This is a genomic window from Melioribacter sp. Ez-97, from assembly GCF_051488665.1.
Lineage (GTDB): Bacteria > Bacteroidota > Ignavibacteria > Ignavibacteriales > Melioribacteraceae > Melioribacter.
In genome coordinates this window covers 58,409-76,541 of record NZ_JBPSEG010000011.1, presented here as the reverse complement: position 1 = coordinate 76,541, position 18,133 = coordinate 58,409, and the positions used below count along the sequence as shown (strand labels likewise).

General features: G+C 41.5%; 12 protein-coding genes. All 12 read left to right on the top strand.

Annotated elements, in window-relative coordinates; translation table 11 throughout:
- Positions 1-319 precede the first annotated feature (319 nt).
- Positions 320-949: a carbonate dehydratase gene (can, locus tag ACSSWA_RS12005; RefSeq protein WP_437356817.1), complete on the top strand. Its 630-nt coding sequence runs from the start codon at positions 320-322 to the stop codon at positions 947-949.
- Positions 946-2,757 carry a peptidase U32 family protein gene (locus ACSSWA_RS12000; protein WP_437356816.1) on the top strand — a complete coding sequence of 604 codons (1,812 nt, stop codon included), beginning with the start codon at positions 946-948 and terminating at the stop codon, positions 2,755-2,757. The genes can and ACSSWA_RS12000 overlap by 4 nt, the downstream gene beginning before the upstream one ends.
- Before the next feature lie 18 nt (positions 2,758-2,775).
- Positions 2,776-3,996 carry a glycoside hydrolase family 27 protein gene (locus ACSSWA_RS11995; RefSeq protein ID WP_437356815.1) on the top strand — a complete coding sequence of 407 codons (1,221 nt, stop codon included), beginning with the start codon at positions 2,776-2,778 and terminating at the stop codon, positions 3,994-3,996.
- Between the two features lie 304 nt (positions 3,997-4,300).
- Positions 4,301-5,431 carry a carboxypeptidase-like regulatory domain-containing protein gene (locus ACSSWA_RS11990; protein WP_437356814.1) on the top strand — a complete coding sequence of 377 codons (1,131 nt, stop codon included), beginning with the start codon at positions 4,301-4,303 and terminating at the stop codon, positions 5,429-5,431.
- Positions 5,428-7,221 carry a TonB-dependent receptor domain-containing protein gene (locus tag ACSSWA_RS11985; RefSeq protein ID WP_437356813.1) on the top strand — a complete coding sequence of 598 codons (1,794 nt, stop codon included), beginning with the start codon at positions 5,428-5,430 and terminating at the stop codon, positions 7,219-7,221. Before ACSSWA_RS11990 ends, ACSSWA_RS11985 begins: the two co-directional genes overlap by 4 nt.
- 55 nt (positions 7,222-7,276) lie before the next feature.
- Complete coding sequence (locus ACSSWA_RS11980; protein WP_437356812.1) at positions 7,277-8,998, top strand: T9SS type A sorting domain-containing protein; 1,722 nt, start codon at positions 7,277-7,279, stop codon at positions 8,996-8,998.
- An 83-nt stretch (positions 8,999-9,081) separates the two neighbouring features.
- The gene (locus tag ACSSWA_RS11975) at positions 9,082-10,110 is read left to right on the top strand and encodes a LacI family DNA-binding transcriptional regulator (protein ID WP_437356811.1); all 1,029 of its coding nucleotides are present in this window, start codon (positions 9,082-9,084) and stop codon (positions 10,108-10,110) included.
- Positions 10,111-10,146: 36 nt separating this feature from the next.
- Positions 10,147-11,529 (top strand): glycoside hydrolase family 28 protein, encoded by a 1,383-nt coding sequence (locus ACSSWA_RS11970; RefSeq protein WP_437356810.1) that lies wholly within the window; start codon positions 10,147-10,149, stop codon positions 11,527-11,529.
- Between the two features lie 236 nt (positions 11,530-11,765).
- Positions 11,766-12,932 carry an ABC transporter permease gene (locus tag ACSSWA_RS11965; protein ID WP_437356809.1) on the top strand — a complete coding sequence of 389 codons (1,167 nt, stop codon included), beginning with the start codon at positions 11,766-11,768 and terminating at the stop codon, positions 12,930-12,932.
- Positions 12,932-14,161, top strand: a complete 1,230-nt coding sequence (locus ACSSWA_RS11960; RefSeq protein ID WP_437356808.1) for an ABC transporter permease — start codon at positions 12,932-12,934, stop codon at positions 14,159-14,161. The genes ACSSWA_RS11965 and ACSSWA_RS11960 overlap by 1 nt, the downstream gene beginning before the upstream one ends.
- Before the next feature lie 33 nt (positions 14,162-14,194).
- A complete protein-coding gene (locus ACSSWA_RS11955) occupies positions 14,195-17,647 on the top strand; it encodes a hypothetical protein (RefSeq protein WP_437356807.1) in 3,453 nt (1,150 codons plus the stop codon).
- A gap of 9 nt (positions 17,648-17,656) precedes the next feature.
- On the top strand, positions 17,657-18,124 hold the full coding sequence (locus tag ACSSWA_RS11950; protein ID WP_437356806.1) for an NUDIX hydrolase: 468 nt from the start codon (positions 17,657-17,659) through the stop codon (positions 18,122-18,124).
- The last annotated feature ends 9 nt before the right edge of the window (positions 18,125-18,133 follow it).

Sequence of the window (18,133 nt, the reverse complement as noted above, 5' to 3'; positions counted from 1 at the left end):
GATCCGTGCATAGTTAAAAATCATATACCAATTTGTAAAAATAATATTTTACGATTAAATTTTCTTTCCAAGTAATTGATATTCTGAATTAATTAATAATTTCTTAGACGGATCGGCAATTCCGCGTTTAGTTTTAAAGGTTGAATAACCTCTTAATAAAATGACTCCGTTTGTTTTGATTGTTAAATGTAGTTCGAGCTTTTTCATGAATTTTATTTGAGGCAGCATCAAAAGACTGCTTTTATATCCGCGATTGATTAAAGCAATAGAGAATTCAGAAATAAATTCTTTTGTTAATCCTTAATGATAAGGAGGAATTGTGAATCGGGAATTAAAGGAACTTTTTAATAAAAATAGAAAATGGGCTCAGTCTATAAAAAACGAAGACCCGGAATTTTTTAAGAAATTGTCGCGCCAGCAGAAACCGAAATATTTATGGATCGGCTGCTCGGACAGCCGGGTTCCCGCCAATCAAATTATCGGTTTAATGCCGGGCGAAGTATTCGTGCATCGCAACATTGCAAATATGGTTATTCACACGGATTTGAATTGCCTTTCGGTTATTCAGTTCGCAGTTGAAGTGTTGAATGTGGAGCATATACTCGTTTGCGGACATTACGGCTGCGGAGGAGTGAAAGCGGCAATGGAATCGAAAGAACACGGTCTTATCGACAATTGGCTCAGACACATAAAAGATGTTTATCGATTCAACAGGGATAAATTACAAAAAATAAACAACCCTAACGAGCGTTTCGATATGATGTGTCGATTAAACGTTGTAGAACAGGTAAGAAATTTATGCGGTACGTCGATTATTCAAAACGCATGGAGGGAAAAGAAAAAACTGAGCGTGCACGGCATTATCTATTCATTAAAAGACGGACTTCTTGAAAATCTCAATGTAACGGTATCAAGTCTTGCCGAAGCAAAAAGAAAAAAGATGATATGAAAAAGAAAATCGAACTGCTGGCGCCCGCGGGAAACGCGGAAATCGGAATGGCGGCTATCGATTGCGGCGCCGACGCCGTTTATATTGGCGCTCCTAAATTCGGAGCGCGCAAAGCTGCCGGCAATTCGATTGAAGACATTAAGCTTTTAACCGACTATGCTCATCCGTTCGGAGTTAATGTTTATGCCGCAGTTAACACACTTTTTTATGACCACGAAATCGAAGAGGTTCGCAGTTTAATTTTCGATTTGTATGAGGCGGGAATCGACGGAATCATTTTTCAGGATTTCGGTTTGCTGGAAATGGATCTCCCTCCGGTTAAATTAATTGCGTCGACTCAAACGGATAATTACCATCCCGAAAGAATTCGATTTATCGACAGTATCGGAGTCGATCGAATTATTCTCGCGCGTGAACTTTCGCTGCAACAGATTAAAGAAATAAGCCTGTCAACCCGTGCGGAGCTCGAATTCTTTGTTCACGGAGCCCTCTGCGTAAGTTTCAGCGGAAAATGCTATATAAGCAAAGCGCTTTTTAATCGCAGCGGCAACAGGGGCGAGTGCGCTCAATTCTGCCGCATGGCTTTCGACCTTCTGGATGAAAATGAAAATCCGATTATAAAAAACAGATACCCGCTGTCTCTGAAAGACCTGAATTTGTCGGATTATTTGAAGGATTTAATCGACGCGGGAATTTCTTCTTTTAAAATTGAGGGAAGACTCAAGGACGTAAATTATGTTAAAAACATTACTGCTTTTTATCGGAACCGGCTCGATGAAATAATTGATAATTCGGACGAAATCGAAAGGGCGTCTTCCGGAAAATCTTTAATCGATTTTATACCCGCCCCCGAAAAATCGTTCAATCGCGGTTTTACAAGTTTTTTTCTAAACGGTAAGGCCGATCGATTGGCTTCGTTTAACACGCCTAAGTCGACAGGGGAATTAATCGGAAAAGTTATTGAATCCGGAAAAGGTTTCATCAGACTTAATAATAATGACGTTCATACCGGAGACGGGCTCTGCTATTTTGACAACGAGGGAAATTTGAACGGCTTTTATGTAAACAAAATTGCAAACGATTCTATTTTTTACGATGGCAATTTTGTCGTTCCTAAGAATACCGGCATATATAGAAATTACGACAGATTATTCGAAAAGCAACTCGAAATAGAAACCGATCGAAAAATTGACGTTTCTTTTTATATCTCTTTCGACGCCCGTTCAATTACGATTAAAGCGGAATGCGGTGACGGCATTGCAGCTGTTAAGAAATTCGAAATTGAATTCACGCAGCCCGTTAAAGAAACCGAATTTATCGGATTGTTGAAAAAACAGTTTTCCAAAACCGGCAATACAATCTACAACGCAACGCAGGTTAATATCGCCGAAGGGAAGATATCCTTCCTTGCAATTTCGCAAATCAACCGGTTCAGAAGAGAAACGCTGAAGGAACTGACAAAATTGAGAATCGAACATCACCGGAAAAAACGCAGCTCTTTTTTTAAGCCGCGATACACAAATTATTATAAGAAAGAAATTGATTACAGAGAAAATGTAGTTAATCGGCTGACGGAAAATTTCTATATAAAATGCGGAGTCGAAAAGATTGAGCGCGGATTGGATTACTCGGAAGAATTTCAAAATAAACCTTTGATGACGTCCCGATACTGCATTCTGGAAGAAATCGGAATTTGCAAGAAAACGACTAATAATAATTCGAAAATATATTACCTGAAAAACAGGAACGGCAAATTCGAACTGAAATTCGATTGCAAAAATTGTTTGATGGAAGTCTACATAAAATAAACAAAAGAGGAGCGATTAATGGATAATCTGAAAAAAGTATTTTCGATAGCGCTTGCGGCATTCTTTTTCTTTATCGGGGGAGATATAACGGCTCAAAAATACGAGGGGCTCGCGCTTACGCCTCCGATGGGCTGGAACAGCTGGAACAAGTTTGCATGCGATATTGACGAAGCACTTATTAAAGAAATAGCGGACGCTATAGTTGAATCGGGGATGAAAGACGCCGGTTATCTTTATGTTAATCTGGACGACTGCTGGCACGGCGAAAGGGACAGTCTCGGATTTATTCATCCGGATCCGGAAAGATTTCCATCCGGAATGAAAGCCCTTGCGGATTATATTCATTCGAAAGGATTAAAAATCGGCATCTACTCGTGCGCCGGTTATAAAACATGCGGGGGCAGACCCGGCAGCAGAGGTTATGAATACCAGGACGCTCTCACTTACGCAAAGTGGGGTATCGATTATTTGAAATATGATTGGTGCAATACGGAAGGACTCTGCGCCGAAGGAGCTTATATGACAATACGCGACGCTATACGCGCCGCAGGCAGACCAATGGTGCTGAGTATTTGCGAATGGGGCGACAATCAACCGTGGGAATGGGGCAAAGACGTTGGACATCTCTGGCGTACAACCGGAGATATAACCGATTGTTTCGATTGCTTTGTGGATCACGGAACATGGAAATCGTGGGGAGTAACGTATATTCTCGATATGCAGGAAGGATTGAGGCAGTATGCGGGTCCCGGGCACTGGAACGATCCCGATATGCTTGAAGTCGGCAACGGTATGAGCGTTAATGAAGACCGGGCTCACTTTTCTATGTGGTGTATGCTTGCGGCTCCTTTAATAGCCGGCAACGATATCAGAAACATGTCGAAAGAAACACTCGAAATACTCACAAATAAAGAAGCCATTGCAATCGACCAGGATTCGCTCGGTATTCAGGGTTTTAAATATTCGTCGGAGGACAGCGTTGAAGTCTGGTTCAAACCCCTTGTAAACGACGAATGGGCGTTCTGCATTTTGAACCGGAATGACGCGGATAAAGAAATTGTATTCGACTGGCAAAACGAAAAAGTGATAGATGAATTGTTCAACAGAACGCTCGATACTCAAAATAACAGATATAGGCTTAGAGATATATGGAAACACGAATTTATAGGTACGACAGACGAGCCGTTGAAAGCAGTAGTTCGGTCGCATGACGTATTAATGCTCAGATTGATAAAATAATTATGATGAGAATGACTGTCCCGACTGATTAGTTTGTTGCTTCATATCGGGCGGGGCAGTCATATTCAAAAGTGTAATATTAACACAAAATCACGCCTCGCAAAATAAAATTGAGATAATTAAATATTTAAGAGAAGTCAATTTTTACTTAACATTAAAATTTTTTTTGGAGAATTTAAGTAAGCAATTAAGTAAACATTAACTTAAACAGTCAAAAAATCTATTAAATGAGGTACCCATGAAATTATTTAACCGCTTAATTATAATTTTTTTTCTCGCTGTTAATTTATATGGGCAGGGTAATTTGAAGGGGGTTGTCACCGATTCGGCTACAGCCGAGCCTTTAATTGGCGCAAACGTATTTTTGATGGGAACTTCTCTCGGAAGCGCCACAAATATTGAAGGGGAATATCATATTTCGAGAATTCCAGCAGGCACTTACGATGTTAAAATCTCTTATGTGGGTTACAAACCGAAAATTCTGCAAGTTACTATTCAAAACAATAGAACTCTTGTACTCGATGTGCCCCTTGTGGCGGACGTAATTGAAGGTACCGAAATAACTATTACCGCTCAGGCTGTAGGACAGGTAGCGGCAATCAACCAACAGCTTTCTTCGAATACGATCGTAAATGTTGTCTCGGAAGAAAAAATTCAGGAATTGCCCGACGCTAATGCGGCTGAATCGATCGGAAGACTGCCGGGCGTTTCTTTGATTCGTTCCGGAGGAGAAGCTAACAAAGTTATTCTTCGCGGTCTGTCGGGTAAGTATTTGAGCGTTACGGTCGACGGAGTAAGACTGCCGGCTACCGACGCTCTCGAACGCGGGCTCGACCTGAGTACCATATCGCAAAGTTCACTGGCTGGTATCGAGCTTTATAAAGCCTTAACTCCCGATAAAGACGCGGACGCTATTGCGGGCAGCATTAACCTCGTTACCAAAAAAGCTCCTGAGGTAAGAGACCTCCGCTTTGTTTCGAAAGGAGGCTATAACGGAATTATGGATTCGTTCGGCCAGTATGATTTCAGTCTTAAGTACGGAGAACGATTTTTCGACAATTTACTGGGCGTGCAGGTAAACGGTAATATCGAAAGAAAAATCCGAAGCAACGAAAGAATCGACATCAGTTATTCAACTACGGGCGAAAACCAGTCGGATTATTTTATCGGCGACCTCGAATTGGAATTTACGGATGAAATCAGATACAGAAAAGGCGCAGGACTTATTCTCGACATTAATACGCCCGACGAAGGAAATATTAAATTAAATACTACATTCAGTACTACTACGAGAGATTATCTCGTTCATTCGCGAAATTATCCCGTTACGGAAGCTTCAGTAGCATACATATTCAGAGACAGGGAACAAACTATTGACATTTTCAGCAGCGCATTAACAGGCGAAAATAATTTGTTCGGTTTAAATACGAATTGAGGACTTTCGTTGCGCGTTCCAAAGCTTATTATCCTTATGATTATGAGCTCCGGTTTGTAGAGCCTTCGAGCGGCGGTTTGTCGGGTATGATGAGCCCCCCGATTATTAAAGAAAATCCCGAAGCGCTTACAAATTATGCTTACAATAACTTCCGGGCTGCAACGCTCAGCGAGGCATATTATTATACTCAGGATAACGCCGAAAAAGAAATAACGGCTTTTCTGGATTTAACCAGGGATTATACCATAACGAAATCTGTTACCGGAACTTTTAAGGCGGGCGCCAAATACCGCTCCAAAAACAGAACGAATGTAAATTCGAGAATCTATTCGCCTTATTATCTCGGTTACTGGCGCGCGTACGAAAAATTGGAAGACGGTTCTATTGTTCCGAAGGATTTTACGGGAACTTATTTCGAAGATTTTTACCGAAGCTATCTGGAAAATCCGAACATCGGAACTATATCGTTCAACGATTTTCTCGACCCGTCTCCAAATTCGAAAATTATTCTCGACGATTTTAATATGAATCCTTTAATCAACAGGGATAAGCTCAGAGAATGGTATGCGCTCAACAAGAACGGAATTAATCAGGCGGGTACAAATCCCGAATATCATAACGATCCTTCGTCCGAGGCAAATACATACGATATTACGGAAACCGTTACTTCCGGTTATGCAATGAATACTCTTAAAATCGGAAGGGCTATCACAGTGATTTTAGGAGCGAGAATTGAGCACGAAAGCCATGACTATTCAAACAAATATTCGCCGCGTCAGATTGGCGGTTTCCCGATTCCCGTCGGTTCTACCAGAGATACCAGTTCCACGTATAAAGAGACAATAGTTCTTCCCAACTTGCAATTAAATATAGCCGTTACCGATTTTATGAACGTTAGGCTTGCGGCTTATCGCGCTTTAGCACGTCCCGATTTTAACATGAGGCTATTGTCTTACTTTGCATGGAGAGAATCCACGACTGGCGGAGACAGAATACTGATTCTCGGAAATCCGTTGCTCAAAACTGCCAAGGCTTGGAACTTCGAAATCAACACTTCTTTCTACGGCAACAGAATAGGGCTTTTCTCTGTGTCGGCGTTTTACAAGCAAATAGAAGATATGTATCACATGCTGAACGGTATCTCGACTGTAGGCGATACGTTAATTCACGCTCTGGGACTCAACTGGAGCTCGCCTCACAGAGGTAATTACGATTTGTACGTCCCGTATAATTCCCCCGATAATTCCAAAGTATGGGGATTCGAAGTCGATCACCAGATTAATTTTACGTGGCTGCCGGGATGGCTTAAGAACTTTGTTCTTAGCTACAACTTTTCGTTGGTACGATCTGAAACTTCATTGATTGGTTCCGAACGGGATACTATTTATGTAACAGATCCGCTACTTGGAATTCCTTTGCCTAAATACGAAGTGGTTGTAAAATCATACAAACAACGTTTGGAAAATCAACCCGAATTCTTCGGCAACATTTCGATCGGTTACGATATAGGCGGCTTCTCAGGACGTTTGTCGCTCTTCCATCAATCGGAGTATTACAGAACTTATTCGCCCAGCGGACGTTCCGACAGAATAGTAGGCGCATTTACTCGTCTCGATCTTGTTTTAAAACAAAAAATTACGGATAACATAACCGTACTGTGCAATATCAATAATTTGACAAATATTAAAGAAGAAAACTTACTCGAAAACAGAGAAGACGGCTACAAAATACCCCGCTCGGCGGAACGTTACGGTATAACTGTGGAAGCCGGCGTCTGGTTGGAATTATAATTATAAATTTAACTGAGGTCTAACTCAGTAATTATCAATAATAATAGGAGGCAACATGATAACCAAAAAGCAACTGAGTCTTTTTCTGCTGCTGATATTTCTTGCCGGGTACGCCTACCCGCAAAACGTACTCCGTTTGAAGCCGTTTGACGGCACTCCGGAGTCGTATTTGATAGCGCAGATACGCGCCGATACGACAGCAAACGGCGGAATACCCGAAGGCAGAGTATACGAATTAGAGGGGGGGAAGATTTATTATAATACGGAATCATTTTATGTGGAGAAGGAGTATACGTTCCGTATGCGGTCGTCCAATGGTCAGAAAGCGATAATATATCAATATCCCACCGGTACGGGCGACAATCCACAGAATCCTCCGGGATATTTATTGAGGACAAGAGGCGGAGATATAATATTAGAGGATATAGCAATAACGGGATATTATGAACCTGCCGACGATCCGGCAAACGGCGTATTTGATCAATTGTATACCGTAGGCGGAACATTTTTGAGGACAGATGGAGAAGGAGCTTCGATCACACTAAAGAATTGTATATTCTCGAACGTATCGGGGCAGGTATTAAGAACAGAAGCTTCTACAAAAACTATACGAGTAGAGGTCTGTATATTTGCAAATTTAGGCGCGTTGTCGGTATCGAATTTCGGAGCCGGCAAAGGCATCGATTTACGAGCCTCGACGTGCGATTCGTTGATATTGATAAACAATACGTTTGTAAATTATATTGACCGTCCGATCCGTCACTATAATTTCAGCAATCCGCTGGCTGGAACGGGCAATATCGGTTACGGATTGTTTGATCATAATACGTTTGTCAACGGCATGGGCTTTCACGGATTATTGTCGTTGGGTAACGTAGGCGACGAGATAGTGATAACGAATAACTTGTTTGTCGATGCATTTGCCGCAGGCGAGGACTCGACGGATGCCACGAGGACGGCAGAATGGGCAAACACGGGCGAGCAGTATGCCAATGGAAATAACCGTATGGCATGGATATTTGCCGCTCCGAACGATACGACCCAATGGGTAGTAGACCATAACTATTATGCGGTAACCGCAGAGGGACAGTCGTTCTTCGATAAATATCCTGAAATTGACGTAGGCGAACCGTTGTCGAATTACATAAAATCGGCATTGGGTTCGAAAGCAGCCGATGCCTTTACGATGATAAGCGATCCCGGATTGACAAACGTGCCGGATTTGATGTTAGGGATGATGGAATATTATGTAACGGTAGCCAATAAGACGAAAGACACGCCGAATGATTATTGGGATCCTGCAACGCAGGATATGGACAGACGTCCGTTGACGTATTATGTCAATGAATTTGACGCGTCGTATTCGACTTCCTCTCCGGCATATACCGGAGCTGCTAAAGGCTTCCCTGCAGGCGATCTTAACTGGTTCCCCGAATTGAAAGAACTCTGGTCGAAAGGCGGAACTGTAGGCGTGGCTGACGAACCGGTAATCAAAAACGAATTCGTACTCGAACAAAATTACCCGAATCCGTTTAACCCGACTACGAATATTCGTTATCAATTGCCGAAGGCTTCGAATGTTACGATTACTGTTTACAATTCGCTCGGTCAGGAATTAGCTAAATTGGTCAATAACGAATTACAATCAGCTGGTACGCACACAATTACCTGGAACGGCAAAGACAATTACGGAAATTCTGTCGCATCGGGTATCTATTTCTATCAGTTGAAATCGAGCGATCTCGTTCTTACTAAGAAAATGATTCTTCTGAAGTAATTTATTACCGGCGGGACTGCAAAATTGCAGTCCCGTTTTTATTTATATTTTGTTATTTTTCCGAATAAAATTGGTCTGAAGAATTGAAAAACAAAGCCGTTACACTCAGCGATATTGCCAAGAAACTCAATGTTTCTACGGTTACGGTTTCTAAGGCTCTCAGAAATCACCCCGATATTTCACCCGAAACCACTAACCTTGTTAAACAAACTGCGGAACAGCTCGGGTATATTCCGAATATTATGGCTCGCAATCTTTCTGCCCGCAAATCGAACACTATCGGTCTTGTCGTTCCCAAAATTGCTCACTTTTTCTTCGGTTCGATTATAGAGCACGTTTATCAATTGGCGTTTTCAAAAAATTACGACATAATTTTGACCGTTTCTCAGGAAAACGCGGAAATTGAAAAACGACAGATTCAAACGCTCCTTTCGATGAAAGTCGACGGAATAATCGTTTCGATAACTCAGGAAACGAAGAACTATGAAATTTTCGAACTCGTAAAAAACAGAAACGTACCGATTGTTTTTATCGACCGTATCCCCGAAATGGAAAATATTTATTCCGTTGTGGTAAACGACAGAGGAGGCGCTTTCAAAGCCATTGAACACGCCATTAAATTGGGCTACCGTAAAATCGGGCACTTTGCCGGTTATACGGATATTAATATCGGCAGGGAGCGTTTAATGGGCTTTCAGGATGCGATGAATAAGTATGGCGTCGAAATTAATCCCGATTGGGTGATTGAAGGAGGCTTTGGCGAGGAATACGGTTACAGATCGTTTATGGAATTATATCTCAAAAATAATCTGCCTAAATTGATTTTTACGGTTACTTATCCTGTTGCGCTGGGCGTTTATATGGCTGCAAATGAAGTCGGCTACAAAATACCTGACGACATCGACGTCATTTGTTTCGGAAATGCGCGGATTCAAAAATTTTTGTCGCCGCCGCTTAGCTGCGTTGACCAACCTACAAAATTAATCGCTGAAAATGCCATGAACCTGATTTTCGACTTAATCGACAAAAAAACCGACGAAACTTCGAAAAAGATAACCGTCGAGTCGGAATTAATACTGAGAGGCACTTGTATCAGCTGTAACGAAAAATAATTTCATAATCAATAGTTAGAGATCTTTATGAAATGTATGAAATTTTACATAGGCATTTTTGTATTTTTTTTGCCGCTTTTTATCGGTTCGCAGACTTTAAACGACCCCTGGAAAAAAGCCGATGAAATACTAAAGCATATTCATGAACCTGAAATACCGGGAAGAGTTTTCAAAATTACGGATTACGCCGGTAAAGCTTCGTTATCCGAAAATATTAAACCCGCGCTCGACAAAGCAATCGAAGAATGCAGCAAATCGGGCGGCGGCAAAATTATAATTCCCGAAGGCGTTTATAAATGCAACGGTCCTATTCATTTTAAGAGCAATATTAATCTGCATCTGGAGAAAAATGCGGTTGTGTTATTCAGTACAAATCCAAAAGATTATTTGCCCGTTGTTTTTACTCGTTGGGAAGGCGTGGAATGTTATAACTATTCGCCTTTGATCTACGGTTACGAAGTGGAAAATGTGGCGATAACGGGCGAAGGTATTTTTGACGGTATGGCTTCCGACGAAAATTGGTGGAAATGGAAAGGCAGAAAAAATCCGGAAGACGATGAAACTCAAAATAACCCGAACAGCAGACCTCGACTTTTTGAAATGAATAATAATAATGTTCCCGTCGAAAAACGCATCTTTGGCGAAGGACATTATCTGCGTCCAAATTTTGTTCAATTCTATAGTTCAAAGAATATTCTGATTGAAGGAGTAACTTTCAAAAATTCGCCAATGTGGTTTTTGCACCCGGCGCTTTCCGAAAATATCATTATCCGCAACGTTAAAACAATCGGTCACGGTCCCAACAACGACGGATGCGACCCGGAATCGTGCAAAAACGTTTTGATCGAAGGATGTTATTTCGATAACGGCGACGATTGTATAGCAATTAAATCTGGCAGAAACAACGATGGCAGGAGAATTAACGCTCCGAGTGAAAATATTATTATTCGAAATTGCACTATGAAAGACGGGCACGGCGGAGTTGTGATCGGAAGCGAAATTTCCGGCGGCTGCAGTTTTGTGTTTGCGGAAGAGTGTAAAATGGACAGCCCGAATCTCGACAGGATGCTGAGAATTAAATCAAATACAATTCGCGGCGGAGTGGTTGAACATATTTACGTGAGAAATATCGAAGTGGGCGAGGTAAGCAATGCAATCGTCCGGTTGAATATGTTTTACGATCCGAAAGAAATCGGACCGCGCGAATTTCCGCCTAAATTCAGAAACATACGTGTTGAAAATGTTACCAGCCAAAAGAGCGAATACGCACTGGAGTTTTTGGGACTGAAAGAATCGCCGATTGAGAATGTAGAAATTATCAACTGCGATTTTAAAGGTGTGGAAAAAGAAAATTCGATTTCGAATACGATTAATCTTATTTTGAAAAACGTTAAAATTAACGGTACACAGATAAATTAAGTTGACTTTAAGAGGGCATTATGTAAGGAGCAAAATTACGCAGAAAACTGCGGAATTTTTAAACTATTTTTATTTCCTGTCTGTTCAATCGATAGAACGTAATTCTACAATTTATTTTTTTTATTAAAATTAAACTTTTATATTAATACCGATAAATCAACCGGCATATGAAAAGATTCTTTATAGAGTTTAAAGAAATTCTGTTAATTTCATTGAGGGCAATTCGGGCAAATAAAATGCGTTCCGTATTGACAACCCTCGGTATTATAATCGGAATTGTAGCTGTAACGACAATGTCGACTGCTATTGTGGGATTGAGGGAAGCCTTCATGAGTTCGATTTCGTCGTTCGGAAGCGACGTTTTATATGTCGATAAATTCCCCTGGTTTGCCATGAACGACTGGCGCCTCTACAGGAACCGCAAAGACATCACTTACGAACAGTACGAAAAACTCAGAACCGTACTAAAAAATTACGAAGCAATGGCTCCCACAAAGAGAACTTTCGGCGCCTCCGTAAAAAGAAAAAACAGAACCGTTGAATCCGCTATGATAATCGGCACCACGCAGGAATATGCCCGTACCAGTCAGATTATTCTGGAGGAAGGCAGATTTATGAACGAATGGGAGGCTAAAGCCGGGCGGCGCGTTTGTATTATCGGCAAAGATATTCAGAACGAATTATTTCCCGACATAAGTCCTATCGGAAGAGAAATCCGTATTAATAATATACCGTTTAAAGTTATCGGAATAATTGAAAAACAGGGAAGCGGTTTTCTGGGAGCCTTCAGTTTGGACGGACAGGTAATAATTCCATTCAAAGCGTTTGAAGCCGCCGTCGGACAAGCGCGCAATCGAATGCGAATCGACATTAAAATCGGTAACGTAGAGAGACTTGAAGACGCCAAAGAAGAAATTATAGCCGCAATGCGCGTAATCCGTAAAGTCCCTCCGGGTAAACCGGAAGATTTTGCCATCAATCAACAGGAAGCTTTCAAACAAATGTACGACCAGACGGTCGGTGTTGTCGCAATAGCCGGTATTGTTATTACGGCTCTTTCCCTTTTCGTCGGGGCAATCGGTATTATGAACATAATGTTTGTGTCGGTAACCGAAAGGACTAAGGAGATCGGAATTCGAAAAGCTATCGGCGCAAGAACATGGTCGATTCTGTTGCAGTTTTTAACCGAAGCGGCTGTAATTTGTATGATCGGAGGAATTATCGGAATTATTCTTTCATATCCGCTGAGTCTCGTGATTAATCAATTTTTACCGACATCTCTTCCTATTCATATTGTATTTATTTCGCTTTTGATTTCGGCGCTGGTCGGTATTATTTCCGGATTTGTGCCTGCATGGAAGGCTTCGCGTTTGAATCCTGTCGATTCGTTGAGGTATGAATAATGCTTATACTGGAAAGCATTAAACTGGCGTATCAATCGATCATCGGAAGCAAACTCAGATCTTTTTTAACTCTTCTGGGAATTGCAATCGGACTGTTTTCGATTATAATCGTTATGACGGCAATCAGCGCAATTCAGCAGAATATTGTCGACGCATTTAATGAAATCGGCGCCAATAACTTTTTTGTCCAGAAATATCCCGCTTTTCAGGCGGGAGGTCCTCATGCGAGAAGACAATACAGAAACAGAAAAGATTTAACTCCTTATGAAGGCGAAAAACTGAGGGAAATGACGGAACTACCCGCAGCGGTTGGCATTGTGCTTAACGCTACAGGAAGGGTTGTCCGTTTTCGTAACGAAAAGACCAATCCTACTGTTTATGTAGCCGGCACTAACGTCGATTATTTTGTTGCGCTCGATCTTGAAATGGAAGACGGCAGAATGTATACCAATGCCGATGTTGAATTGAGCCGTCCGGTGGCGGTGCTCGGGCACGACGTTGTTGATAAGTTGTTCAAGAATATAAGTCCGGTCGGACAAACTATACGGGTCGATAAATTCGAATTCGAAGTTATCGGTACGTTTGCAAAACGCGGCACTGTGCTCGGGCAGTCGCAGGATAATTTCGTATGTATTCCGCTGCCTGTTTTTCAGAAATATTTCGGACGGGAAAGGTCGGCGTCGTTTCTTATAATGGCTCCGAGCAAAGATTTGATTCAGGAAACGATGGATGAAGTAATCGGAGCTCTCAGGTTAATACGCGGAGTAGCTCCCGGTGAGGATAATGATTTTGAAATTGTCACAAACGATCAGTTGACGGAACAGTTCAACGAATTGACAAAATATTTCCGGTTAGGCGCGGCAGTTATAGCGTTTATTGCGTTGATTGCGGCGGGAGTCGGTATTATGAATATTATGCTTGTAAGCGTTACCGAAAGAACGAAGGAAATCGGAATCCGTAAAGCCGTGGGAGCGCAGAAAAAGAATATTCTAACGCAATTTGTTATAGAAGCAGTCGCTCTCAGCTGGTTCGGCGGTTTGATCGGAATTGCGCTCGGTTTGATAGGCGGAAACATTGTAGCTCTCTATTTGAGCGTTTCGCTTATACTTCCGATCGACTGGATTGTAATCGGTCTGATTATTACAACCGTCGTCGGCGTTGTCTTCGGAGTTTATCCTGCTATGAAGGCAGCCAATCTCGACCCGATAGAAGCGCTTCGCTACGAATAATCACGAGGTGATATCGTTTGTCTTTACCTTGTCATGAAATTAAGATTACCGAAAAAACTTATCGCACTTTTGCCGTTGCTTCTGAGCGGGTGGAATCTCTACGCGCAATCGGCAACGGTATCGGATACATTCCGGGTCAGTTTAAAAAACAATTACAAAATCTCTTCGCTTAATATAATTCCGTTTTCCGAATTAATTTTAATTAACGGCAAGCCGCTCGATAAAAACGAATATACGATTTCTTACAGAAAAGGCGAGTTCAAACTTAACGATATTACGCGTTATAATATCGGGGATACATTAATAATTCGTTATTCCTCGACGGCGGTTTCTTTGAAAAAAGAATATCGCCGCCAAACTCCGGTTTTCAAATACGACGATAGCGCGAAAGACACATTAATTGCAGTAGAGCCTTTATCCAAAACATTGTCGGCGGAATCGATTTTCGGAAGGGAGATCAACAAGAGCGGATCGATTATAAGAGGCTTTACAATCGGCACCAACAGGGACTTTACATTGAACAGCGGGCTCAGACTGCAGTTAAGCGGAAAATTGTCCGACGATCTGGAATTAATAGCAGCTCTTACCGATGAAAGCACTCCTATTCAACCCGAAGGAAATACTCAAACGCTCGATGAAATCGACAAAGTGTTCATCGAGCTGAGGCATCGTAATTTTACCGGAACTTTCGGAGATATCGATTTCATCGATAATTCTTCCCAATTTTCAAGGGTGACAAAAAAATTACAGGGATTCAAAACCGAAATCCGCTCCGACGACGGGACAGTTAAAGGAAATCTGGTTATTGCAGGAGCGCGGGGTAAATTCAACTCTCTTGATTTTTTCGGTTCGGACGGAGATCAGGGACCGTACCGGCTTACAGGTCAGAATAACGAACGGAATGTTATAATTATAGCTGGCAGCGAAAAAGTATTTCTCGACGGAATCGAAATGGCTCGAGGCGAAAATTACGATTATATAATCGATTATTCGAATGCAACCATTACATTCACTCCGAAAAGAATTATTACTTCCGCAAGCAGAATCCATGTCGATTACGAATATACCGATCTGAATTATTCCCGCAATTTTATGGGAGTAAATATAAATTCGAAAGCGTTCGATGACAGGCTTGCCGTCGGAATTTCATATTACAGAGAGGCGGACAATCAGGACAGCCCCGTTGAACTTTCTTTGACGGACGACGACCTGAATATATTAAGAAATGCCGGCGATTCCCGAGTCAATGCATACAAAAGCGGCGTTCGATTGGCGGAAACCGATTCGGCGGGCAACGTCAAAGGTATTTATGCCAAAAGAGATACGGTCATTAACGGCGAACTTTTTGAATATTATTTCTACGCGCCGGGAGGCGATTCGTCGTTATATAACGTGAGTTTCAGCTATGTCGGCGAAGCGAAAGGAGATTATGTTAAAAGGGGGTTGGGCAATTACCGGTATGCGGGTCCCGGCAAAGGCAATTATATGCCGTTGATTTATTTACCGCTTCCCGAATTAAAGCAGGTAACGGTTTTGTCGGCTGTATCGGACCTTGGAATGGGCATAAATCTTAAACTGGAACTCTCCGGCAGCAGTTACGACCAAAACAGATTTTCTTCGCTCGACGATAACGACAACTACGGATACGCCCGACTTGTGGAACTCGAAATTAAACCGAGGGATTTCAAACTTTACGACATAAATTTGGGAAATATTGGACTGAGTTTTAAAGAGAGATTTATCGACAACCGCTATACAACGCTCGACAGAATAAACGATGTGGAATTCAACAGGTATTATAATCTCGAATCGACTCAAAAAGGGAATCAACTTTTAAGAGAAGCGGGAATTGTTTATAAACCGGGAGAAAAAATCACGCTTAATTCGAGTTACGGTTTCTTGAAACAGGGAAACAATTTCAAATCGAACCGCTTTTTCGGCAACGCTATTATCACCGACGAAAAAAATTACACTATCGATTACACTCTGGATTACGTTTCGTCCCGAAACGGTTCGCTCAATTCCATGTGGAATCGCCAGAACGGGAACGCATTTTATAAGATTTATAATTTTCGACCGGGCATCGATCTTCTCTTCGAAAAAAAAGAAGAACAGGTTTCCGACAGTCTGATTAACAGCAGTTATGAATACAGAGAAGCGGCGCCGTTTATCGAATTTATCTCCGGCGCATTTAATATAAAAGGAGGTTATTCGGTAAGAGAAGAATTTGCCGCACGCAATAATCGATTGATCAAACAATCCGAAGCGGATATCAAACAATTGACCCTCGAATATAACGGGGCGTCTTTTCTAAATTCGTCGTTGAACTTAAGTCTTCGCAATAAAAAATATACGGACGAATTTTTAGCCGAGGGTTTTACGAACAGCGAGACGTTTCTTTTGCTTTCCAAAAACAGATTTAATTTTTTCGAAAGAGCCGTAAGCGGGGATATCTATTATCAGGTATCTACCGAACAATCTGCCAAATACGAAAAAGTTTTTGTTAAAGTTAATACGGGCTACGGAAATTATATTTATCTGGGGGATTTGAATAACAACGGTATTGCCGATGAAAGCGAATTCGAATTGACTTCTTACGACGGCGAATTTATTTTGATTACCGTTCCTACCGAAGAACGGTTCCCCGTAATCGATTTGAAATCGAACGTCAGATTACGAATCGATTTCTCAAAATTCAGAGACGGCTTTTTCGGTAAATATCTTAAACCCGTATCGACCGAAACGTACTGGCGGGTCGACGAAAACAGCAGGGACAGAAATAGGTCAAATATCTATCTGTTCAAGCTGTCTGAGTTCCTTAATGATTCGACTACAATAAACGGCGCTCAATTTTTTCAACAGGACCTGGATTTATTTAAAAACCGTTCGGATTTTTCAATAAGGCTGCGTTATCTGGAGCGCAAAAGTTTGAATCAATACAGCAACGGCGTTGAAAAAGGATATCTCAAAGAACGATCGGTAAGATTGAGATTCAGAATGTTGAAAGAATTGAGCAATCAATCCGAGTATTTGAATCAGGCGGATAATTATATCGCGCCTCCCATAACCAAGCGCTCCCGTAATATTCGAAGGGACGAATTGTCGACAAACTTTTCGTACAAACCTGCCCGGAAAGTAGAAGTGGGTTTCAAGATATCAACAGGCAGAAGCACGGATTATTATCCCGAGAGTCCCACTATAATCGACGATAATTCCCAGACTATTCAATTTAATTATTCATTCTTGAATCTGGGCAGACTGAGAATTGAATTTGAAAGAATTGAAATAAACGCCAATACGAACGAAAACAATATTCCTTTCGAAATACTAAAAGGAAATATCGTCGGGAAAAATTATTTTTGCAGAACGTATTTCGATTACAGAATTACAAATTATATACAAACAACCGTAAATTACGAAGCTCGCATCTACGGCAAACGAAGAGTAATTCATTCCATGCGCGCCGAGGCGAGAGCGTATTTTTGAGATCATACTATGAAAATAATATCGAATATGATTGAAGTTCATCTCTTCAGGGAAAAAGAAGAAGGAATCGAATTTTTACTTTTAAAAAGATCCGCAGGCGAACTCTATCCATCGATTTGGCAGATGGTGACAGGGAAAATAAAAGAAGGCGAAAAGGCTTACGAAACAGCATTGAGAGAAATTTATGAAGAAACAGGGCAGCGCCCCCTGCGGTTGTGGACAGTTCCGAACGTAAATTCTTTTTATTCGGACGATAACGACAGTATTGTATTAATACCTGTATTCGCGGCAATGCTTAATGCCGGCGCGGAAATAATATTGTCTAAAGAGCATTGCGAATACAAATGGACCGATGCCGGCGAAGCGCGCGGTATGCTTCCTTGGGAGGGTCAGCGCAAATCGCTAAAGATTATTGAAGATTATTTTATGAATCAAAAACATTTTTTTGACCTGCTCGAAATAAAATTTCGAAAATGATTCCTATAT

Bases quoted from the DNA above. Each gene is read 5' to 3' on its own strand.
- ACSSWA_RS12000 (WP_437356816.1), top strand. From the start codon at position 946: ATGAAAAAGAAAATCGAACTGCTGGCGCCCGCGGGAAACGCGGAAATC.
- ACSSWA_RS11995 (WP_437356815.1), top strand. From the start codon at position 2,776: ATGGATAATCTGAAAAAAGTATTTTCGATAGCGCTTGCGGCATTCTTT.
- ACSSWA_RS11980 (WP_437356812.1), top strand. From the start codon at position 7,277: ATGATAACCAAAAAGCAACTGAGTCTTTTTCTGCTGCTGATATTTCTT.
- ACSSWA_RS11950 (WP_437356806.1), top strand. From the start codon at position 17,657: ATGAAAATAATATCGAATATGATTGAAGTTCATCTCTTCAGGGAAAAA.
- ACSSWA_RS11965 (WP_437356809.1), top strand. From the start codon at position 11,766: ATGCGTTCCGTATTGACAACCCTCGGTATTATAATCGGAATTGTAGCT.
- ACSSWA_RS11970 (WP_437356810.1), top strand. From the start codon at position 10,147: ATGAAATTTTACATAGGCATTTTTGTATTTTTTTTGCCGCTTTTTATC.
- ACSSWA_RS11960 (WP_437356808.1), top strand. From the start codon at position 12,932: ATGCTTATACTGGAAAGCATTAAACTGGCGTATCAATCGATCATCGGA.
- ACSSWA_RS11955 (WP_437356807.1), top strand. From the start codon at position 14,195: ATGAAATTAAGATTACCGAAAAAACTTATCGCACTTTTGCCGTTGCTT.